Consider the following 20,419-nt stretch of genomic DNA (forward strand, 5'->3'; position numbering starts at 1 on the left):
CTTCCCCGTTCTTCGTTCTTCGTTGAACGTCAGAACTCTGTCCCGTGCGCTCCGGTGTACGCCGGGCCGTTCACGGCGGGCAAGAGCGCCTGCGGTGTCAAGCGGCGCATCGTGACCGGCTCGTGACCGGGGCCGTATGCGGCTGGTCCCCGACTAGAGGAGGGACGGAACCCGGGCCGCGGACACCTCGCGCGCCGCCCGCTCCACCGCGCTCGCCAGCAGGGCCAGGTCGGTGGGGCCGTTGCCCAGCTCCCGCACGGGCCGGCGGGCCGGCGGATCGCCCATGCGCTGCCAGTCCAGCGGGACCACGGTGGGCCGCTGGGTCGCGGTCCGCGGGATGCGGCCCGTCACCCGGCCGCCCTGGAAACCGACGGCCCGGCCGTCCGCGTACGCCAGCCGGCCACGCCCCGCCGCCGGTTCGTCCGGCCCCTGCTGGGGAGCGTCCAGCACGATCCGCAGGGCCGCCCGCCGCGCCGGCTCCGTCTCCGCCGTACGGCCCCCGGTCCCGGCCGCCGCCACCACGTGCACCCCGAGCCGCTCGCCCTCCCGGGCCACCGCCTCCAGCGCGCGCATCACCGACCCGGCGGCGGGCCGGCCCGGCGAGCCCAGCGGGGGCGAGACCAGCGCGTCCAGGTCGTCGACGACGACCACGAGCCGCGGCAACGGCGGGGCCGCCTCGGCCTGTTGCCGCGCGGCCGCGCCCGGCCGCAGCCGCAGGGTGGAGCTGGGCGGCGCCTCCAGGTCGCCGTTCGCGGGCGTGCGCTGCGCCACGATCCGGCCCGCCACCGCACCCCCCGCGTGCCACTGCGCGAAGTCCGTCCGGCCCAGCAGCTCCGCCCGCCGCTTCAGCTCGGCGGTCAGCGACTGGGCGAACTCCCGCATCCGCACGGGGTCGTTGGCGATGAGGTGCGTGGTGACGTGCGGTATGTCGGTGCACACGCGCAGGCCCTCGCCGCGCCCGGCGCCCACGCCGATGCCGTCCCGCCCGTCGATCAGCACCACGCCCAGCCGGTCCGGCCGCTCGGCGGCGGCCAGCGAGGCCACCACGGCCCGCAGCAGCTCCGTACGACCGCTGGCGGCCGGCCCCTCGATCAGCAGATGCGGCCCGTCGGCGACGAGGTCGACGGTGACGGGCCCACGCGGTCCGGCGCCGAGCACGGCGCGCGCCCGCCCGCCCAGGGACCGGGTGTCGTCGGCCGCGTCGGCCCAGCGCGCCATCAGCGACGCCGGGGTGGCCCGGGCCAGCCCCAGCTCGTCCAGCAGCCGCGCCGACTGCGGCAGCGGCGCCGCCACGCGCGGCTCCCGCGCACCGGCCGGGGCGTCCGGGCGCAGCGGCGCCAGCGCCCGCGCGAACCGCTCCGCCCAGGCGCCCGACACGGCGTCCACGGCGGCGAGCGTCCCCGGGCCGACGGGCCCGCCGGGCGCCACCCGCATCAGCCGCAGCGCCGTCGCGACATCGCCGCTGAGCAGCGCGACGGCACCGCAGTGCCGGAACGTCGGCGTCACCGCGCACGCGGCCTCGTACGTCAGCGACACCGGGGAGGTGGGGGAGGCGGGCTCGGTCTCGGCGAGACACACCACATGGATCCCCACCCGCGGCCCGGCCAGGGCCAGCCGCGCCACCGCGTCCCGCAACGCACCGCCCCCGGGATCACCGTCCACGACGACGACGGTGTACGGCCCCGGGAACCCGCCGGCCTCGCCGACTCCGGCGTCCTCCCTGGCCCAGGAGGGGCGACGGGCGGGGGAGGGGTGGCCGTGCGCGGTGCCGTTGGGGGCGTGTGCGGGGGCGGTGGGGTCGCCTGTTCGGCCGGGGGCGAGTCCCTGGGCCGGGGCGCCTGTGGCGTGGGAGGTGGCGCCGGTGGGCGCGGGCGCGGGGGTGTGGGCGGTTGTGGCGGGGTGGCCGGTTGCTTGGCCGTGCGCGGGGGCGCTGGGGTGGCCCGGGAGCGTTCCGTTGGTCCCGGTGCTGTGGCGGGAAAGGGGGGCCTGGGTGGAGGCGTCCCACTCGGCGGTCGCCTCGGTCCGGGCCGCGGGCGCATGTGAAGGGGCGCCGAGGTGGTGGCTGGAGGCTGTCCTCTCGGGCCCGGTGTCCTGGGTGGGCGTGCCCGTGGCGGAGCCGGGTGTGGCCGTGCCGTTCCTGGGGTCGGCCGGGGTGGTGGCGGCTGCCGGGGCGGGGGCGGGGCGGGCCGTGCTTGTGCCGGTCGCCGCGTGGTCGTCGACCCGGCGCAGCAGTTCCTCCGTACGGGCCGCCGCCTGCTCGCGGTCGTAGGCCAGCAGCAGCCTGCAGTCCTGGCCGTGGCCCGGCCGGGCGTGCGGGAGCCAGCCCAGCCAGGCCCACTCGGCCGTGCGCTCCTCCACGGGACGGGAGCGGTCGGCGCTGATCAGCACGATCTCCAGCAGATCGGGGGAGTGCAGCGCGGCCAGCTGGGCCAGCACCGCGCGGGCCAGCCCGGACAGCCGCGGGCGCGGACCGGCCAGGCCCAGTGCGCCCGCCTCGCGCAGCGCGGTCGTCACGGGCACCGCGGGCAGCAGGCCGGAGCCGTCCGGCGCGCTGCGGTCGGCCGTGCCGAGCCGCACGGTCAGCGCCTCCGGGTGACCGGGCCCGCGCTCCCACAGCCGGGGCCCGGGACCGAGCGCCGTCAGCAGCAGTGAGGCGGGATCCGGCCAGGTCTCGGGCTGCTGCGGCGCGGTGCCGGCGGCCGGGACGGCGCCGGAGGGGGCCGCTGGGCCGTCGTACGTCCCGGGTGCGGCGGACTGCTCTCCGCGTCCGCCGGTCAGCCGGCGCGCCCAGGCGCCGAGCCCGCGCCGCCGGGTCCCCTGGGGGGCGTCGACGCCTCGGAGGGGAGTGTCCTTACGGCCACCGCCCAGCGGCTGTCCGCCCGTCCCGCCGACACCGAGCCGCCCCGGGTGGGTGTTCCCGCCGGAGGGGCCGCCGGGCGCTCTCTCGATCAGAGGCGCCCCGGCCTGCCCCGGCACCACGGCCGCGTCCTGCCACCGATGCTCCTGCCCCCCACTGCCGGAGGTCCCCCACCCATCTGCCCCATAGCCGTGCTGCCCCACCCCGGAGACACCCCCGGCCTCCGCCCCAAGGGCGCCCTCCGCACCCGCCGTCGGCGCTCCGGCCCCACGGCCCCCCGCGCCGGGCGACGCCGCTCCCGCCCCACCAGGGCCACCCGCACCCGACGACGACGCCCGCACGGGTGGTGCCGGTGGGAACCCAGACCCGGCCGAAGGCCGGGTGTTCCCCAACGCACCCGCACCCGAAGACGCACCAGCACCCCCATCCCCCGACGCACCGGCACCCGGACTCGCACCGCCGACAACCCGAACGCACCCCTCCCCGTCGGCGACGGTCCGCACGCGCGCCCCCGGTCCCCCGGACGGAGTAACCCGCAGCGCCGACTCGCCGATCCGCAGCAGCCCCCCGGCAGGGACCCGCACCGGACGCTCGCCGACCCGCGTCCCGTCCAGCGCCGTACCGTTCGTGGAGCCGAGGTCGGCGACCGAGACGCGGCCGTCGGCGTCGACGGTGACCGCGCAGTGCAGCCGGGACACGTCGGGGTCGTCCAGCGGCACGTCCGCGTCGGCCGAGCGGCCCACGGTGATCCGGCCGCCGTGCAGCAGATGGACCCCGCCCGCGTCCGGGCCCGCGACGACATGCAGCTGGGTCGGCGCCTCGTCCAGCTCGGGGTGCGGCTCGGGGGCCGCCGGGGCGCCCAGGGACAGCACGGCGCCGTCGATCAGCGGGGGCTCGCCGAGGGTGCAGCGGCGCGGGTCCAGCCGCTCGGCACCGGCGTACAGCACGGGGGAGGCGGAGTCGCGGCCCTCCCCGGCGACCGCCCCGGCCAGCGCCGACGCGACCGCGGCCAGGTCCGTGCCCGCGGGCGCCGTGACCAGCACGTCGCGGCTCGCGGCGCGGCCCCGCTGCGGAGCCGGGCCCAGCGGGTCTACGACGGTCAGCCGGATCTGCATCCCCACCCCAACACGAGCACGTCGGTCAGTACTGCAGGGCATCCTCGCACCTGCCACTGACAACACGCCCGCCACCCGGCATCAAGTGATCTTGATTGGTCGGCTCTGCCCGCAAAAGTGCCTGACCAGTGCCGTACGAACGATCAGTTGAGATCGGTCACGTCCGCTCCCCGGCAACCGACGGACCGGGCCGCGCGTCTTTCCGTCGAACACATCGAACAGGGTCGGGAACGCTTACGTAGTGCCCTCGAGGGCGGCACTACAGTGGACCGGAACCGGAACGACAACCGGAATGCAGGCAAGCAAGCATCCGCAAGCAACAGGGAGCGCGTGACGTGCGGCCAGTCGGCAGCAAGTACCTGCTTGAGGAGCCGCTGGGACGCGGCGCCACAGGCACCGTCTGGCGTGCCCGCCAGCGCGAGACCGCGGGCGCCGAGGCGGCCGTGGCCGGACAGCCCGGCGAGACGGTCGCGATCAAGGTCCTCAAGGAGGAGCTGGCGAGCGACCCGGACATCGTGATGCGCTTCCTGCGGGAGCGCTCGGTCCTGCTCCGCCTCACCCACCCGAACATCGTCCGGGTGCGCGACCTGGTCGTCGAGGGCGATCTGCTGGCGCTGGTCATGGACCTCGTCGACGGCCCCGACCTGCACCGCTACCTGCGCGAGAACGGCCCGCTCTCGCCGGTCGCCGCCGCGCTGATGACCGCGCAGATCGCCGACGCGCTCGCCGCGAGCCACGCCGACGGGGTGGTCCACCGGGACCTGAAGCCCGCGAACGTGCTGCTCATGCAGCACGACGGCCAGATGCACCCGATGCTGACCGACTTCGGCATCGCCCGGCTCGCCGACTCCCCGGGCCTGACCCGCACCCAGGAGTTCGTCGGCACGCCCGCGTACGTGGCGCCGGAGTCCGCCGAGGGCCGCCCGCAGACCTCCGCCGTGGACATCTACGGCGCCGGCATCCTGCTGTACGAGCTGGTCACCGGCCACCCGCCGTTCTCGGGCAGCTCGGCCCTGGAGGTCCTGCACCAGCACCTGAGCGCCGAGCCGCGCCGCCCCTCCACCGTCCCGGACCCGCTGTGGACGGTCATGGAGCGCTGCCTGCGCAAGAACCCCGACGAACGGCCGAGCGCCGAGAACCTCGCGCGCGCCCTGAGGGTCGTCGCCGAGGGCGTCGGCGTGCACGCGAACGCCGCGCAGATCGCCGCCGCCGAGGGCGTGGGCGCGCTGCTGGCCCCGGACCCGGACCCGACCGCCGTACCGGGTCTGCCCGGCGCCGCCGACCCCACCCAGGTGCTGCCGCAGGGCTCCGCGGGGGCGTACGACCCGAACGCCGCGACCAGCGTGCTGCCGCACACCGGCGGCCCCTCGGGCACCGCCGACCCCACCGCCGTCCTGCCGAACACGGGCGCGGCCGACCCGACGGCGGTGCTGCCGAACACCGGCCCGCAGGGGCAGCAGCCCGAGCAGCCGCACCCCTGGCAGACTCAGCTGCGCGCGGCCCGCGACCGCAACGAGCAGACGCAGATCCAGTACCTCTCGCCGGAGGACGACCCGCTGCGCCACCGGCCCCAGCGGCAGGTGGCCCGGCCGCAGCAGCAGCCGCGGCAGGCCCCGCAGTCCCGCCCGCAGCAGCCGCAGCCGCGCGGCCGTCAGCAGGGCTACCAGCAGGGGTACGGCTATGCGCCCGAGCCCCAGCAGTACGCGCCGCAGCGTCCGCAGCGGTACGCGCCGCCCGCGCCGGAGCCGCAGCGGCCCGCGCGCGAGCCCCGGGAGCCGCGGCAGCGCAGCGCCAACCCGATGAAGATCCCGGGTCTCGGCTGCCTGAAGGGCTGCCTGTTCACGATCGTCATCCTGGTCGTGGCGAGCTGGCTGATCTACGACCTGACACCGGTGCACACCTGGATCGGCCAGGGCCGCAGCTACTGGCACGAGGTGAGCCACTGGGTCGGCCAGGCCAGGAAGTGGATCAAGGATCTGGGAGGCTCCTCCGGCGGCGGAAGCTGAGCGCACGCGCGCGTGGCGGCCGATGGCGCGAACGCGCGGTGCCGGACCGCGAGTTTGCGGATTTGTCGACATCTGGCGGGTGATTTCCGTCTCCGCGGTGAAGGTTGGCTCGTCGGACGCGTAGTTTTAGCGACACCACGCGACAACGCGCGTCTGTAGGAGCAGTCTTGGCACGGAAGATCGGCAGCCGGTACACCGCGAACCAGATCCTGGGTCGGGGCAGCGCCGGCACGGTGTGGCTGGGCGAGGGGCCGGACGGGCCCGTCGCCATCAAGATGCTGCGCGAGGACCTCGCCTCGGACCAGGAGCTCGTCGGACGCTTCGTGCAGGAGCGCACCGCGCTGCTCGGCCTGGAGCACCCGCACATCGTCACCGTGCGCGACCTGGTGGTCGACGGCAACGACCTCGCCCTCGTCATGGACCTGGTGCGCGGCACCGACCTGCGCACCCGGCTGGAGCGCGAGCGGCGGCTCGCCCCCGAGGCGGCCGTCGCGATCGTCGCGGACATCGCCGACGCGCTGGCGGCGGCCCACGCGGCCGGGGTCGTCCACCGGGACGTCAAGCCCGAGAACGTGCTCCTGGACATGCAGGGCCCGCTCGGCCCCGGCGGCTCGCACCCCGCCCTGCTCACCGACTTCGGCGTGGCCAAGCTGATCGACTCGCCGAAGCGGACACGGGCCACGAAGATCATCGGCACGCCGGACTACCTGGCTCCGGAGATCGTCGAGGGCCTGCCGCCCCGCGCGGCCGTCGACATCTACGCCCTGGCGACGGTCCTGTACGAGCTGCTGGCCGGCTTCACCCCGTTCGGCGGGGGCCACCCCGGCGCGGTCTTGCGCCGCCACGTCACCGAGACCGTCGTCCCCCTGCCCGGCATCCCCGAGGAGCTGTGGCAGCTGCTCGTGCAGTGCCTGGCCAAGGCGCCCGCGTCCCGGCTGCGCGCCTCGGAGCTGGCGGCGCGGCTGCGCGAGCAGCTGCCGACGCTGGCCGGGATGCCGCCGCTGGACGTCGACGAGCCGGAGCCGTCCGAGGAGGCGGCACAGGAGCCGGTGGCGCCGGCGCCGGGCGGCGAGCCGGTACGGCGGCGGGGCGCGGTCCCGCTGGTCCCCGGCGCCAAGCCGGACTCCAACCGCGACACGCACACGTCGATGCGCGTACCGGGACCGGACGAGCTGGCCGGAGGCGCCCATGGAACCGCGCGCGCCCCCCGGGCCACCGGTGCGCCCCGGCCGGGCTCGGCGAGGCACCGGGCGGCGCTGCGGCGGCGCAGGCTGACCCTGGGCGTGGCCGGACTGGTCGTGGCGGCCGTCGTGGGCGTCGGGGCGTGGTGGGTGTCCGCCGACGACGACTCCGGGACGCCGTCCGGCACCCACAGCACGTCGACGCCCTGACCCACCGGGGGCCAGCGCGGCGCCGGGGACGCTCGGCCGAGGTCGGTTGCCGCAGCCGTTACGCTGGGAGGCGTGGCAGTCGTCGATGTATCCGAAGAGCTGAAGTCCCTCTCCTCGACCATGGAGTCGATCGAGGCCGTCCTGGACCTCGACAAGATGAGGGCAGACATCGCCGTGCTCGAGGAGCAGGCGGCCGCGCCGTCCCTGTGGGACAACCCGGACGAGGCGCAGAAGATCACCAGCAAGCTCTCCCACCTCCAGGCCGAGGTCAGGAAGGCGGAGGCGCTGCGCGGCCGGATCGACGATCTCGCGGTCCTCTTCGAGATGGCCGAGGAGGAGAACGACCCGGACACCCGCGCCGAGGCCGAGTCCGAGCTGGCCGCGGTGAAGAAGGCGCTGGACGAGATGGAGGTCCGCACGCTCCTCAGCGGTGAGTACGACTCCCGTGAGGCGCTCGTCAACATCCGCGCCGAGGCCGGCGGCGTCGACGCCGCCGACTTCGCCGAGAAGCTCCAGCGCATGTACCTGCGCTGGGCCGAGCAGCGCGGCTACAAGACGGAGCTGATCGAGACGTCGTACGCCGAAGAGGCCGGCATCAAGTCGACCACCTTCGCCGTCCAGGCGCCGTACGCCTACGGCACCCTCTCCGTCGAGCAGGGCACGCACCGCCTCGTGCGCATCTCGCCCTTCGACAACCAGGGCCGCCGCCAGACCTCCTTCGCGGGCGTGGAGGTGCTGCCCGTCGTCGAGCAGTCCGACCACGTCGAGATCGACGAGTCCGACCTGCGCATCGACGTCTACCGCTCCTCCGGCCCCGGCGGCCAGGGCGTGAACACCACCGACTCCGCGGTGCGCATCACCCACCTGCCCACCGGCATCGTGGTCTCCTGCCAGAACGAGCGGTCGCAGATCCAGAACAAGGCCACCGCGATGAACGTCCTCCAGGCCAAGCTGCTGGAGCGCCGCCGGCAGGAGGAGCAGGCCAAGATGGACGCCCTCAAGGGCGACGGCGGCAACTCCTGGGGCAACCAGATGCGCTCCTACGTGCTGCACCCGTACCAGATGGTCAAGGACCTGCGCACCGAGTACGAAGTGGGCAACCCGGAGGCCGTGTTCAACGGCGAGATCGACGGGTTCCTGGAGGCCGGTATTCGCTGGCGCAAGCAGCAGGAAAAGTAACCGCAGAAGTAACTTTGTCGACATGACAACTGCCGCCCGAGAGGCGGCAGTTGTCTTTTGTCTGGGTTTTACATCACACTCACACGCTTCAACTCGCCGCATACGGCCCCCGAGCGGACATAGCGCCCGCAACGGCCTTGACGTTGCTTTGAAAAATCGGAAGGGTAAAGCGCGGCATGCGTAACTTCAGGGGCGCATGTGAACCGGGGGAATGAGTTGACGCGCTTCGTCACCGGCTGCCTCCCGTCGATCACGGCACGCCCCATGCGCCGCCTCATGGACGATCAGCTACTGGGGGTAGCAACCATATGACGAAGAAGACGCGGATCCGGGTCGCGCGGATAGCCGCCGGCGCCGTGATCGCGGCCGGTGCGTCACTGACCGCAGCCGGCGCGGCCTCCGCCCTCGACCTCGATGTCAAGGCCGGCCCGATCAGCCTCGGTGTCACCACGGACGGCAACGACACCGACGGGGCGACCCAGGGAACGACCGAGGGTGCCATCCAGGGCGCCACTCTGGGCGTGACCGAGGGGACGACCCAGGGGACGACCGAAGGCGACACCCAGGGGACGACCGAAGGCGACACCCAGGGCTCGACCCAGGGTGACACCCAGGGCACCACCGAGGGCGACACCCAGGGTGAGACCCAGGGCACGTCCCTGGGGACCACCGAGGGCACGATCCAGGGCACGACCCAGGGCTCCACCGAGGGTTCCATCCAGGGCAGCACCCAGGGTTCGACCCAGGGCTCCACGGAGGGTTCCACCCAGGGGTCGACCCAGGGCAGCACCGAGGGCTCGACCCAGGGTTCCACCCAGGGCAGCACCGAGGGCGGTTCCGGTGACGGCGGCAACGGCGGCCACACCGGCGGCAACGGCAACGGTGGCAACGGCAACGGCGGCAACACGGGCGGCAACGGCGGCTCCGGCACCGGCGGTTCCAGCACCGGTGGCAACCACGACAACCCGCAGGGCGGCAGCGGCACGGCCCCCCAGGAGGAGGGCTCCTCGGCCCTCACCGACACCGGGTCCGACAGCAAGGCCCAGGGCGGCGACAAGCAGCTCGCCGAGACCGGTGCCGGCCAGACCGCGTTCCTGGTCATCGGCGCCGCCACGATGATCGCCGGGGGCATCGGCTTCCGCATCCTGCCGCGCCTGGTCAACGGCCGCGGCGGCGCGGCCGCCTGAGCGTAGCCGTACGCTCACACAGCGCGCGCGACGTGCACGCCGAAGGGCCCGGAGCCTGACGCTCCGGGCCCTTAGGGGTTTTGTGAGACTTCTCTTACGCGGTCTGATGCGCCAGCAGCGCCAGCGCGGCGATCAGCACCGCCAGCAGTGCGATCAGCGCCATCGGGTTCACCCCGCCGAGGAAGCCCTCCTGCTGCAGTCGCTCGCGGTTGGCACGGCACACCGGGCACCGGCCCTCGCTCACGGGCGCCGCGCAGTTCGCGCACACCAACCGGTCGTACGTCATGCGCTCGCCCTCCTTGCACCGGCCATCACACGTACAACGCTCAGGGGAACGAGAACGTTCCCCCCTCCACTGTGCCAGGTTCACGGAGCGCGTGCGCGGGCCCCCGAAGAGCCGGGGAAGAACAGCGGCCGGTACAAAAACGTACAAGCCTTACCCAACCTCGACCTGCGACTGCACTTGCACACCCGGTTCGCGTATGGTCACGCTCATCTACCCCCGGCGACCCGTGGTGCATCCGTGATCCGATTCGACAACGTCTCCAAGGTCTACCCCAAGCAGACCCGCCCCGCACTCAGGGATGTCTCCCTGGAGGTGGAGAAGGGCGAGTTCGTGTTCCTCGTGGGGTCCTCCGGCTCCGGAAAGTCCACCTTCCTGCGGCTCGTCCTCCGCGAGGAGCGCTGCAGCCACGGCCAGGTGCACGTGCTGGGCAAGGACCTCGCACGCCTCTCCAACTGGAAGGTGCCCCAGATGCGCCGCCAGCTGGGAACCGTCTTCCAGGACTTCCGCCTGCTGCCGAACAAGACGGTCGCGGAGAACGTGGCCTTCGCGCAGGAGGTGATCGGCAAGTCCAAGGGCGAGATCCGCAAGTCCGTGCCGCAGGTGCTCGATCTCGTCGGCCTCGGCGGCAAGGAGGACCGCATGCCCGGCGAGCTGTCCGGTGGTGAGCAGCAGCGCGTCGCCATCGCGCGGGCGTTCGTCAACCGCCCGAAGCTGCTGATCGCCGACGAGCCCACCGGCAACCTCGACCCGCAGACCTCCGTCGGCATCATGAAGCTGCTCGACCGCATCAACCGGACGGGCACCACCGTCATCATGGCGACGCACGATCAGAACATCGTGGACCAGATGCGCAAGCGCGTCATCGAGCTGGAGAAGGGCCGCCTCGTCCGCGACCAGGCCCGCGGCGTCTACGGCTACCAGCACTAAGCAAGTTCACGACGGAAAGGCTCGACCAGACGCCATGCGCGCCCAGTTCGTCCTGTCGGAGATCGGTGTCGGTCTCCGCCGCAATCTGACGATGACCTTCGCCGTCATCGTCTCCGTCGCCCTGTCCCTGGCCCTCTTCGGCGGTTCGCTGCTGATGAGCGACCAGGTGAGCACCATGAAGGGCTACTGGTACGACAAGGTCAACGTCTCGATCTTCCTGTGCAACAAGCACGACGCCGACTCGGACGTCAACTGCGCCAAGGGCGCGGTCACCGAGGACCAGAAGAACCAGATCCTCTCGGACCTGCACAAGATGACGGTCGTCGAGAAGGTCACCTACGAGTCGCAGGACCAGGCGTACAAGCACTACAAGGAGCAGTTCGGCAACTCCCCCCTGGCCAGCTCGCTCACGCCGGACCAGATGCAGGAGTCGTACCGGATCAAGCTCAAGGACCCGCAGAAGTACCAGGTGATCGCGTCCGCGTTCAACGGACGGCCCGGAGTGCAGTCCGTGCAGGACCAGAAGGGCATCCTGGACAACCTCTTCCAGCTGCTGAACCTGATGAACCGGGGCGCGCTCGGCGTGATGGCGATGATGCTGGTCGTCGCGCTGCTGCTGATCGTCAACACCGTGCGCGTCTCGGCGTTCAGCCGCCGGCGCGAGACCGGGATCATGCGCCTGGTCGGCGCCTCGGGCTTCTACATCCAGGCGCCGTTCATCGCCGAGGCCGCGGTCGCCGGGCTCATCGGCGGCGGACTCGCCTGTGTGGCGCTGGTGGTCGGCCGGTACTTCACCATCGACCACGGCATGGACCTGTCCCACAAGCTCACGCTCATCAACTTCGTCGGCTGGGACGCGGTGTTGACCAAGCTGCCGCTGATCCTCGCGACGAGCGTGGTGATGCCGTCCTTGGCGGCGTTCTTCGCTCTGCGCAAGTACCTGAAGGTGTGACGCATGCCAAGACGGGCCGTACGGTCAACCGGCCGTACGGCCCTTCGCGTTGTCCTAGACTCACCGCCATGTCAGGTCGTGACCTGTTCTGCCCGCCCCGCCGCTTCCGCCGCGGGGCCGCCCTGACATTGGTCTTCGCCGGCGTCCTGGTCACCGGCGCCGCCACCGGCTCCTTCCCGGAACCCGACGCCGCCGCACCGGTGGCCTCCGCGCGCAGGGCCGCCCCCTCCCCGAAGGGCGCGGCCGGCGGGCACGAGGACGTGCAGCGGGCCGCCGCCGAGGCGATGGCCGACGGCACGTCCCCGATGGAGGCGGCCGAGCGGGCCGTCAGCCGCAGCGGGGACCGCTGGGGCGCCGTCTATTCGGAGGGCGAGTACCAGGAGTTCCAGGAGGCTCTCGACGGCCGCTACACCGGCGTCGGCCTGTGGGCGCGGCGCGAGCGGGACGGCCGGATCGAGGTGACCCGGGTGCAGCCCGGCTCGCCGGCCGCCGAGGCGGGGATCCGGGCCGGCGACCGGCTGCGCAGCGTCGACGGCCGCAAGGTCGACGGCCGGCCGGTCACCGAGGTCGTCTCGCTGCTGCGCGGCGACGCCGACGACGCGGCCGCCGGCACGACGGTCACCCTGGGCCTCGAGCGCGGCACGCGCGCGTGGACCGAGACCCTGCGCCGGGCGCGGCTGTCCACCGACTCGGTGACCGTGCGCCGGCTGCCGGGCGGGGTCACCATCATCAGGATCGCCGCGTTCACCAAGGGCTCCGGGGACGCCGTCCGTGCCGCGGTACGGCAGGCGCCGGCCGACGGCGGGATCGTGCTCGACCTGCGCGGCAACTCCGGCGGGCTGGTCACCGAGGCCGTCAAGACCGCCTCCGCCTTCCTCGACGGCGGTCTGGTCGCCACCTACGACGCCGACGGCGCCCAGCGCTCCCTGCACGCCGACACCGGCGGCGACACCGCCCGGCCCCTGGTCACCCTGGTCGACGGCGGCACGATGAGCGCGGCCGAGATGCTCACCGGGGCGCTGCAGGACCGGGGCCGCGCGGTGGTCGTCGGCTCCCGGACCTTCGGCAAGGGCTCCATCCAGATGCCGACGGGGCTGCCCGACGGCTCGGTGGCCGAGCTGACCGTGGGCCACTACCGCACCCCGCTGGGGCACGCGGTCGACGGCCGCGGCATCACCCCCGACCTCGAGGTGGCGCCGGACGAGGCCGAGCGGCGGGCCGAGACGGTCCTCGCCGGCCTGGGCGACCCTTCCTAGCCACGCGTAATCGGCTGTACGCACACCCCCTGTGTGGTGCGAAAATGGGCGGCACTATGGCTAAGGAAAAAGGGCGCAAGCTGATCGCGCAGAACAAGAAGGCGCGGCACGACTACCACATCCTCGACACCTACGAGGCCGGACTGGTCCTCATGGGCACCGAGGTGAAGTCGCTGCGCCAGGGGCGGGCCTCGCTGGTCGACGGCTTCGTGCAGCTGACCGACCACGAAGCGTGGCTGCACAACGTGCACGTCCCCGAGTACAGCCAGGGCACCTGGACCAACCACAGCGCCCGCCGCAAGCGCAAGCTGCTGCTGCACCGCGCGGAGATCGACAAGCTGGAGGCCAAGTCCCAGGAGACGGGTCACACCATTGTGCCCCTCGCCCTGTACTTCAAGGACGGCCGGGCCAAGATCGAGATCGCGCTGGCGCGGGGCAAGAAGGAGTACGACAAGCGGCAGACCCTGCGGGAGAAGCAGGACCGGCGCGAGGCTGACCGGGCGATGGCGGCGGTCCGGCGCAAGCAGCGCGGCTGAGCCGGCGAGGATTGGCGCCGGTCCCGGGAATGTTCCGGAGCCGGGCCGCGTTGGAGGCGTGGAAAGCCGTACGACGGCCGGGTGACCGGCGGGAATACGGTGGCATCGGCGGGCGTTGTTGCTCTACGATGGCAGCCGCACTCCACAGCGGGTGCGTGCGACCCTCCTCGGAGGGTTTGAAAAATCAACATGGGGATGATCGGTTTCGACAGCGGCTGTCGAAGCAGGGGAAGCGTGTCGAGGAAGCGGCCATGATCTCGTAAACCACAGGCCGAAAAAAATAATCGCCAACACCAAGCGCGATTCCTTCGCCCTCGCTGCCTAAGTAGCGACTCGCGAAGTGTCAGCCCGGGGCTGTTCCCGACCCGGATCCTGGCATCAGCTAGGGAACTAAACCTTGATCCCGGTCACGGGGTGAAAAGGGAAATCACACAGTGACTGAGCCCGTCGGAGACTTGTCCGCGTGATCTCCGGGGCCGAGAAAAGCGCAGCGGACTGCACACGGAGAAGCCCTGATTCTGCACCGTTGGACGCGGGTTCGATTCCCGCCATCTCCACCAAGCCCCTCCGGGGGTTCGCCCCATGTTCACAACGCCCTGTCGCTTTCGAGCGGCGGGGCGTTTGTCATGGGGGCAGCGCCGGTAAGCGACGCCACCCCCAGCGCCAGCGTGGCGGCGCCGGCCGGGACCATGAACGCGGTGACCGGCGAGAGGCGTTCCGCCGCCCAGCCCCCCGTCGCCGAGCCGCATGCCACCCCCGTGAGCAGGCCCGTCACCATCAGGCTCATGCCCTCGTTCAGACGGTCGGCCGGGGTGCGCCGCTGGACCAGGGTCATGGCGGTCACCATCGTCGGCGCCGTGGCCATTCCCGCCACCAGCAGCGCTCCCGCCAGCGCCCAGAGCGAACCGGCGAGGCCGGCGGCGGCCCACGGCAGGGTCATCAGCGCCGCCATCCCCGCCAGACAGTGCACCAACCGCACCCCCGCCGGCTTCAGCGCGCCGTACACCAGCCCCGCCGCGCACGACCCCGCCGCCTGCAACGCGAGGACCGCGCCGGCCGCCGTGCGGTGACCCTGCGCGTCGGCGTAGGCGATCGTGACGACCTCCATCGAGCCGAACACCGCCCCGGTCGCGGTGAAGCACGCCAGCAGCGGCGGGATCCCCGGCGTGCGCAGCGGCGACCGCGCCTGTGAACGCCCGCGTGGCGGCGGCTCGGTGGCCCGCTGCGCGGTGAACAGCAGCATGCCGGTCAGCAGCAGGACCGCCCCGGTGAGGGTGCCCGCCTCCGGGAAGAACGTGCCGGTGAGGAAGGAGGCCAGCACCGGCCCGAGCATGAAGCACAGCTCGTCGGCGGCCTGCTCGAATGAGTTCGCGGTGTGCAGCGCGCCGGGGTCGTCACACAGCAGATGGGCCCAGCGCGCCCGGGACAGGCCGCCGATGTTCGGGGTGGCCGCGGTGCCGGCGTAGGCGGCGAACAGGGTCCAGTCGGGGGCGCCGTAGCGGACGCACAGCAGCAGCGCGAGGCTGCCGAGCACGGAAGCGAGGGTGGCCGGGACGGCGACGCGGGCCTGTCCGTGCCGGTCGACGAGCCGCGCGACCCACGGCCCGGCCAGCGCGGTCGCCGTGAGCCCGGTCGCGGTCACGGCGCCGGCCAGGGCGTACGAGCCCCGTGAACCGGCGATCATCACGACCGCGCTCACGCTGAACATGCCCATGGGCAGCCGGGCGAGGAGGTTGCCGGCGGTGAAGGCACGGGCGCCGGGGAGAGCGAAGAGGCGGCGATAGCCGCTGGTGGTGGATATGACCGAGGGCATGGGCTCACCCTCGCCCGCGGTGGATCACCCGGTCCAACACCTTCCCGGCGCCGATTCACACACTCCCGTTGTAAGTTCACGAGCATGCCCGCGCCCACCGACATGGATCCCCGCCTGCTCCGCGCCTTCGTGGCCGTCGCCGAGGAACTGCACTTCACCCGCGCCGCGGCCCGCCTGTACGTCGCCCAGCAGGCGCTCAGCCGCGATGTTCGGCGGCTGGAGCGGGAGTTGGGGGCGGAGCTGTTCGTGCGGACGACCCGGCAGGTGACGCTGACCCCCGACGGCGTACGGCTGCTCCCGCACGCGCGCCGGGTCTTGGCCGCCCAGGACGACCTGCTCGCCGCCTTCGCCCCCGGCCGGTCCCGCCCGCTGCTGGTGGACGTCAACTCGCCGGGCCTGGCCACCGGCCGCCGCGTGCTGCACCGGGCCCGTGAACTCGCCCCCGACTGCGAGCTGATGGCCCGCTACGAGAGCGGCCTGACCGGAGCCGCCGCCGAGCTGCTGGCCGGTCGGCTGGACGCCTCCTTCGGCCGTTTCGCCGGCCTGGACCCGGCGCTGCGGTCCGGCCTCGCGCAGCAGCCGGTGCGCTACGAGCCGATGGCCGTCGTACTCCCGGAGGACCACCCCCTGGCCGCCCGCGCCGAGGTGCCGCTGGCCGCGCTGGCCGGGGAGACGGTGTACGCCGGCGCCGGGAACCCGCGCACGCTGGAGTGGACCGACCTGGCGCGCCGGCTCTTCGAGGAGTACGGCGTCCGGCTCGCCCCGCCGCTGCCGCTGGCCGTCGGGGACGAGGAGTTCGAGCGGATCATGGCCAAGACCCGGCACCCGGTGCTGGCCGTGGTCGACTTCCCGGCCCTGCCCCGCACGGTCCGCCGCCCGCTCGTCGATCCCGTGCCGCTGTCTCCGGTCTCCCTGGTGTGGCGGAAGGGGCTGGTCCACCCCGCACTGGACGCGCTGCGCCGGGCGGCGAGCGGGCTCGCCGCGGAGGAGGGGTGGCTGCGGCGGCCCGCCGGGGGATGGATTCCGGCCATGGACGAGACCGTGATGGGACGGTGACCTGCGGCCGGAAGAGATGCCCGGACATCACGGGCGCACGGCGTGCGCTGCATTCATGCCGCGAGCGCAGAGTTGGTGGGTGGGGGCGCTCGAACCAGGTGGGGGCGTGTTCCGGTCGACGGTGTTCGGGCCGTCATGCGGCATCGCGCACGCCCGGTACGACCTGATCGTGATGATGGACGGCGACACGGTCTTCGAGCCGTCCACCGTCCGCGAACTCGTGCAGTCCTTCGCCGACCCGCGCGTCGGCGCCGTCGCCGGCAACGCCAAGGTCGGCAACAAGAACCGGCTGATCGGCGCCTGGCAGCACATCGAGTACGTGATGGGCTTCGACCTCGACCGCCGGATGTACGACGTCCTGCGCTGCATGCCGACGGTCCCGGGCGCGGTCGGCGCGTTCCGCCGCGCGGCCCTGCACCGGGTCGGCGGGATGAGCGACGACACGCTCGCCGAGGACACCGACATCACGATGGCGCTGCACCGCGACGGCCGGCGGGTCGTCTACGCCGAGCGCGCCCGCGCCTGGACCGAGGCGCCCGAGTCCGTCCAGCAACTGTGGTCCCAGCGCTACCGCATGCAGGCGATCTGGAAGCACCGCCGGGCCCTGTTCGAGCGGGGGCCCTCCGGCCGCTTCGGCCGGGTGGGCCTGCCGCTGGTGTCGCTGTTCATGGTGGTGGCCCCGCTGATCGACCTCTTCCTCGTCTACGGCCTGGTCTTCGGGCCGACCGCGAAGACGATCGGGGCCTGGTGCGGCGTCCTCGCGGTGCAGGCGGTCTGCGCGGCGTACGCCTTCGCCCTGGACCGCGAGCGCCTGACCCCGCTGCTCTCGCTGCCCCTGCAGCAGATCCTGTACCGGCAGCTGATGTACGTCGTGCTGCTGCAGTCCTGGATCACCGCGCTCACCGGCGGCCGGCCGCGCTGGCAGAAGCTGCGCCGCATGGGCGGCGTGGCCGCGCCCCCGGCGGAGCGGGACCTCTCATCCCCCCTCCGGACAGGGTGAGAGCAACGTTCCCTTCCGGTCACTCACAGCCACAGGCCGGAAACGCGCCCTCCCTACCTTCGGGCTCAGTCACTGGTGTGGCAGACCGAGCAGCCGTAGCCCCGTGGAGGCGTGATGACAGCCCCAGCCCCAACCCGTCGCAGTGGCCGCTGGATCGAGCGCTGGGACCCGGAGGACGAGGGATTCTGGAAGGCGACCGGGGAGCGGATCGCCAACCGGAACCTGTGGTTCTCCGTCCTCTCCGAGCACATCGGCTTCTCCGTCTGGACCCTGTGGTCCGTCCTCGTGCTGTTCATGGGCCCGGAGTACGGCCTCACCCCCGCCGACAAGTTCCTGCTGACCTCGATGGTCACCCTCGTCGGCGCGGTCGTACGGGTCCCGTACACCTTCGCCGTGGCCGTCTTCGGCGGCCGCAACTGGACGATCATCTCGGCGAGCCTGCTGCTCATCCCGACGATCGCGGCCTTCACGGTCATGGAGCCGGGCACGTCCTTCACCACCTTCCTCCTCGTCGGCCTGCTGGCGGGCATCGGCGGCGGCAACTTCGCCTCCTCCATGACCAACATCAACGCCTTCTTCCCGCTGAAGAAGAAGGGCTGGGCGCTCGGCCTGAACGCGGGCGGCGGCAACATCGGCGTGGCCGCCATCCAACTGGTGGCCCTCGCGGTGATCGGCGCGAACGGCGGACCGCGCGTCCTGCTGGGCATCTACATCCCGCTGATCGTCGTGGCCGCCCTGCTCGCCGCCGTCTTCATGGACAACCTGGCGACGGTGAAGAACGACACCGGCGCGGCCAAGGACGCCGCGAAGGACGCCCACACCTGGATCATGTCGCTCCTGTACATCGGCACCTTCGGCTCCTTCATCGGCTACAGCTTCGCCTTCGGCCAGGTGCTGACGAACCAGTTCGGCCGGACCCCGCTGCAGGCGACGTACCTCACCTTCATGGGACCGCTGCTCGGCTCGCTGGTCCGGCCCATCGGCGGCCGGCTCGCGGACCGCTTCGGCGGCGCCCGCATCACCCTGTGGAACTACGTCGCCATGGGCGCCGCCACCGCCGTCCTGGTCGCGGCGAGCCTGCAGAAGTCGCTGCCGCTGTTCGTCGTCGCCTTCGTCGTGCTGTTCGCGCTCACCGGTATCGGCAACGGCTCGACGTTCAAGATGATCCCGGGCATCTTCCACACGAAGGCCCTGGCCAAGGGCCTGGAGGGAGAGGCAGCGGTGCTCTGGGGCCGCCGGCTGTCCGGCGCCTCCATGGGCCTGATCGGCGCGGTCGGCGCGCTCGGCGGCGTCGCCATCAACCTCGCCTTCCGCCAGTCCTTCCTGTCCTACGGCACCGGCACCGGCGCGTTCGTCGCCTTCCTCGCCTACTACGCCGTCTGCTTCGCGGTGACGTGGTCCGTATACCTTCGCCGGCCCGCGCGGCAGGCGGAGCCCGTGGCGGCTTCGGAGACGAAGTCGCAGCTCAGCTACGCCGAAGTGTGACGTAACACCGGCGCAATGAAGTCGAACCGAGCCTGTCACGCGCCGTTGACAGGCTCGATTCGCGTGCCGGTCAGCTAGGAGATCCCATGTACGACGAAGAGCAGCAATCCGGAGCCGAGCACGGCCCGCTCGCGGGATTCACGGTGGGCGTCACCGCCGCCCGCCGTGCCGACGAGCTGGGCGCCCTCCTCCAGCGGCGCGGTGCCGCCGTCCTGCACGCACCCGCCCTGCGCATCGTGCCGCTCGCCGACGACGGCGAACTCCTCGCCGCCACCAAGGAGATCATCGACCAGGCGCCGGACGTGGTGGTGGCCACCACGGCGATCGGCTTCCGGGGCTGGGTCGAGGCCGCCGACGGCTGGGGCCTGGGCGAACCGCTGCTCGGCCGGCTGCGCGGGGTCGAACTGCTGGCCCGGGGCCCGAAGGTCAAGGGCGCGATCCGCGCGGCCGGTCTGACGGAGGAGTGGTCGCCGTCGTCGGAGTCCATGGCGGAGGTGCTGGACCACCTGCTGGCGGAGGGCGTGGACGGCCGCCGTATCGCCGTACAACTGCACGGCGAACCCCTGCCCGGCTTCGTCGAATCCCTCCGGGCCGGGGGAGCGGAGGTGGTCCCGGTCCCGGTGTACCGCTGGATGCCCCCCGAGGACATCACCCCCCTGGACCGCCTGCTGGACGCGACGGTCTCCCGCTCCCTGGACGCCCTCACCTTCACCAGCGCCCCGGCCGCAGCCTCCCTCATCTCCCGCGCGGAGACCCGGGGCCTGCGGGAGGAACTGCTGTCCGCCCTGGCCCACGACGTCCTCCCGGCCTGCGTGGGCCCGGTCACGGCGGTCCCGCTGCAGGCGCACGGCGTGGACACGGTCCAGCCGGAACGCTTCCGCCTGGGCCCCCTGGTCCAGCTCCTCTGCCAGGAACTCCCGTCCCGCGCCCGCCCGTTGCCCATCGCCGGCCACCGGGTGGAGATCCGGGGCCACGCGGTCCTGATCGACGGCGACCTGAAACCGGTCCCCCCGGCGGGGATGTCCTTGCTCCGCGCCCTCTCCCGCCGCCCCGGCTGGGTGGTCCCCCGCGCGGACCTCCTGCGCGCCCTCCCCGGCGCCGGCCGCGACGAACACGCCGTGGAAACGGCGATGGCCCGCCTCCGCACGGCCCTCGGCGCCCCGAAGCTGATCCAGACGGTGGTCAAACGCGGCTACCGCCTGGCCCTGGACCCGGCTACGGACGCGAAGTACGCGGACGCGTAGGGGGCGTGGCCCGGCGGCTGGCGGCTCCCGCAAACCCGGGTGCTTGGCCGGGCTCGGCGTGTCAGCTCTGGGGAATGGAGCCCGATCTCGTCACCGACAAGCGACTGCAGGGTGTTCTTGATGGACAAG

General features: G+C 72.8%; 14 protein-coding genes, 1 other RNA gene and 1 pseudogene. 13 read left to right on the forward strand and 3 right to left on the reverse strand.

Annotated elements, in window-relative coordinates; translation table 11 throughout:
• Window positions 1-153: 153 nt before the first annotated feature.
• Window positions 154-3,972: an FHA domain-containing protein gene (locus tag AB0950_RS23875; protein ID WP_366779437.1), complete on the reverse strand. Its 3,819-nt coding sequence runs from the start codon at window positions 3,970-3,972 to the stop codon at window positions 154-156.
• 335 nt (window positions 3,973-4,307) lie between these two features.
• Between AB0950_RS23875 and AB0950_RS23880 the strand changes: the two genes are divergently transcribed.
• The 4 genes from AB0950_RS23880 (at window position 4,308) to AB0950_RS23895 (ending at window position 9,735) form a co-directional block, all read left to right on the forward strand.
• Window positions 4,308-5,978, forward strand: a complete 1,671-nt coding sequence (locus tag AB0950_RS23880; protein ID WP_366779371.1) for a protein kinase — start codon at window positions 4,308-4,310, stop codon at window positions 5,976-5,978.
• 167 nt (window positions 5,979-6,145) lie between these two features.
• Window positions 6,146-7,369: a serine/threonine-protein kinase gene (locus AB0950_RS23885; protein WP_360160480.1), complete on the forward strand. Its 1,224-nt coding sequence runs from the start codon at window positions 6,146-6,148 to the stop codon at window positions 7,367-7,369.
• A gap of 72 nt (window positions 7,370-7,441) precedes the next feature.
• Complete coding sequence (gene prfB, locus AB0950_RS23890) at window positions 7,442-8,548, forward strand: peptide chain release factor 2 (RefSeq protein ID WP_360160479.1); 1,107 nt, start codon at window positions 7,442-7,444, stop codon at window positions 8,546-8,548.
• A 308-nt stretch (window positions 8,549-8,856) separates the two neighbouring features.
• Window positions 8,857-9,735: a hypothetical protein gene (locus tag AB0950_RS23895; RefSeq protein ID WP_360160478.1), complete on the forward strand. Its 879-nt coding sequence runs from the start codon at window positions 8,857-8,859 to the stop codon at window positions 9,733-9,735.
• Between the two features lie 94 nt (window positions 9,736-9,829).
• Here the strand turns inward: AB0950_RS23895 and AB0950_RS23900 are convergent, their stop codons facing one another.
• The gene (locus AB0950_RS23900) at window positions 9,830-10,021 is read right to left on the reverse strand and encodes a hypothetical protein (RefSeq protein WP_360160477.1); all 192 of its coding nucleotides are present in this window, start codon (window positions 10,019-10,021) and stop codon (window positions 9,830-9,832) included.
• Between the two features lie 237 nt (window positions 10,022-10,258).
• Here AB0950_RS23900 and ftsE point away from each other — a divergent pair, with 237 nt between their 5' ends.
• From ftsE to ssrA, 5 genes are all read left to right on the forward strand, one after another.
• Window positions 10,259-10,948, forward strand: coding sequence for a cell division ATP-binding protein FtsE (gene ftsE, locus AB0950_RS23905; protein WP_046729172.1), 690 nt, complete (start codon window positions 10,259-10,261; stop codon window positions 10,946-10,948).
• A 34-nt stretch (window positions 10,949-10,982) separates the two neighbouring features.
• Window positions 10,983-11,900 carry a permease-like cell division protein FtsX gene (gene ftsX, locus AB0950_RS23910; protein ID WP_360160476.1) on the forward strand — a complete coding sequence of 306 codons (918 nt, stop codon included), beginning with the start codon at window positions 10,983-10,985 and terminating at the stop codon, window positions 11,898-11,900.
• 68 nt (window positions 11,901-11,968) lie between these two features.
• Window positions 11,969-13,156, forward strand: a complete 1,188-nt coding sequence (locus tag AB0950_RS23915) for a S41 family peptidase (protein WP_366779372.1) — start codon at window positions 11,969-11,971, stop codon at window positions 13,154-13,156.
• A 56-nt stretch (window positions 13,157-13,212) separates the two neighbouring features.
• The gene (gene smpB / locus AB0950_RS23920; protein WP_360160474.1) at window positions 13,213-13,692 is read left to right on the forward strand and encodes an SsrA-binding protein SmpB; all 480 of its coding nucleotides are present in this window, start codon (window positions 13,213-13,215) and stop codon (window positions 13,690-13,692) included.
• Between the two features lie 191 nt (window positions 13,693-13,883).
• Window positions 13,884-14,252, forward strand: a transfer-messenger RNA (tmRNA) gene (gene ssrA, locus AB0950_RS23925).
• Between the two features lie 26 nt (window positions 14,253-14,278).
• On the opposite strand, the gene AB0950_RS23930 is transcribed toward ssrA, so the two are convergent.
• Window positions 14,279-15,505: an MFS transporter gene (locus tag AB0950_RS23930; protein ID WP_366779373.1), complete on the reverse strand. Its 1,227-nt coding sequence runs from the start codon at window positions 15,503-15,505 to the stop codon at window positions 14,279-14,281.
• A gap of 84 nt (window positions 15,506-15,589) precedes the next feature.
• On the opposite strand from AB0950_RS23930, the gene AB0950_RS23935 reads away from it, so the two are divergent.
• The 4 genes and pseudogenes from AB0950_RS23935 (at window position 15,590) to AB0950_RS23950 (ending at window position 20,290) form a co-directional block, all read left to right on the forward strand.
• A complete protein-coding gene (locus tag AB0950_RS23935; protein WP_360160472.1) occupies window positions 15,590-16,561 on the forward strand; it encodes a LysR family transcriptional regulator in 972 nt (323 codons plus the stop codon).
• A 139-nt stretch (window positions 16,562-16,700) separates the two neighbouring features.
• Window positions 16,701-17,561, forward strand: a pseudogene (locus tag AB0950_RS23940) (glycosyltransferase family 2 protein); the annotation flags it as partial.
• A 114-nt stretch (window positions 17,562-17,675) separates the two neighbouring features.
• Complete coding sequence (locus AB0950_RS23945) at window positions 17,676-19,046, forward strand: nitrate/nitrite transporter (protein WP_360160471.1); 1,371 nt, start codon at window positions 17,676-17,678, stop codon at window positions 19,044-19,046.
• Between the two features lie 86 nt (window positions 19,047-19,132).
• Window positions 19,133-20,290, forward strand: coding sequence for a uroporphyrinogen-III synthase (locus AB0950_RS23950; RefSeq protein ID WP_360160470.1), 1,158 nt, complete (start codon window positions 19,133-19,135; stop codon window positions 20,288-20,290).
• The last annotated feature ends 129 nt before the right edge of the window (window positions 20,291-20,419 follow it).

This window comes from Streptomyces sp. NPDC007189 (assembly GCF_040703635.1).
Lineage (GTDB): Bacteria > Actinomycetota > Actinomycetes > Streptomycetales > Streptomycetaceae > Streptomyces.

What these genes read in the sequence shown, in the direction of transcription:
- AB0950_RS23875 (WP_366779437.1), bottom strand. Translation starts at nt 3,972, where the DNA reads ATGCAGATCCGGCTGACCGTCGTAGACCCGCTGGGCCCGGCTCCGCAG.
- AB0950_RS23895 (WP_360160478.1), top strand. Translation starts at nt 8,857, where the DNA reads ATGACGAAGAAGACGCGGATCCGGGTCGCGCGGATAGCCGCCGGCGCC.
- AB0950_RS23900 (WP_360160477.1), bottom strand. Translation starts at nt 10,021, where the DNA reads ATGACGTACGACCGGTTGGTGTGCGCGAACTGCGCGGCGCCCGTGAGC.
- ftsX (WP_360160476.1), top strand. Translation starts at nt 10,983, where the DNA reads ATGCGCGCCCAGTTCGTCCTGTCGGAGATCGGTGTCGGTCTCCGCCGC.
- AB0950_RS23915 (WP_366779372.1), top strand. Translation starts at nt 11,969, where the DNA reads ATGTCAGGTCGTGACCTGTTCTGCCCGCCCCGCCGCTTCCGCCGCGGG.
- smpB (WP_360160474.1), top strand. Translation starts at nt 13,213, where the DNA reads ATGGCTAAGGAAAAAGGGCGCAAGCTGATCGCGCAGAACAAGAAGGCG.
- AB0950_RS23930 (WP_366779373.1), bottom strand. Translation starts at nt 15,505, where the DNA reads ATGCCCTCGGTCATATCCACCACCAGCGGCTATCGCCGCCTCTTCGCT.
- AB0950_RS23935 (WP_360160472.1), top strand. Translation starts at nt 15,590, where the DNA reads ATGCCCGCGCCCACCGACATGGATCCCCGCCTGCTCCGCGCCTTCGTG.
- AB0950_RS23945 (WP_360160471.1), top strand. Translation starts at nt 17,676, where the DNA reads ATGACAGCCCCAGCCCCAACCCGTCGCAGTGGCCGCTGGATCGAGCGC.
- AB0950_RS23950 (WP_360160470.1), top strand. Translation starts at nt 19,133, where the DNA reads ATGTACGACGAAGAGCAGCAATCCGGAGCCGAGCACGGCCCGCTCGCG.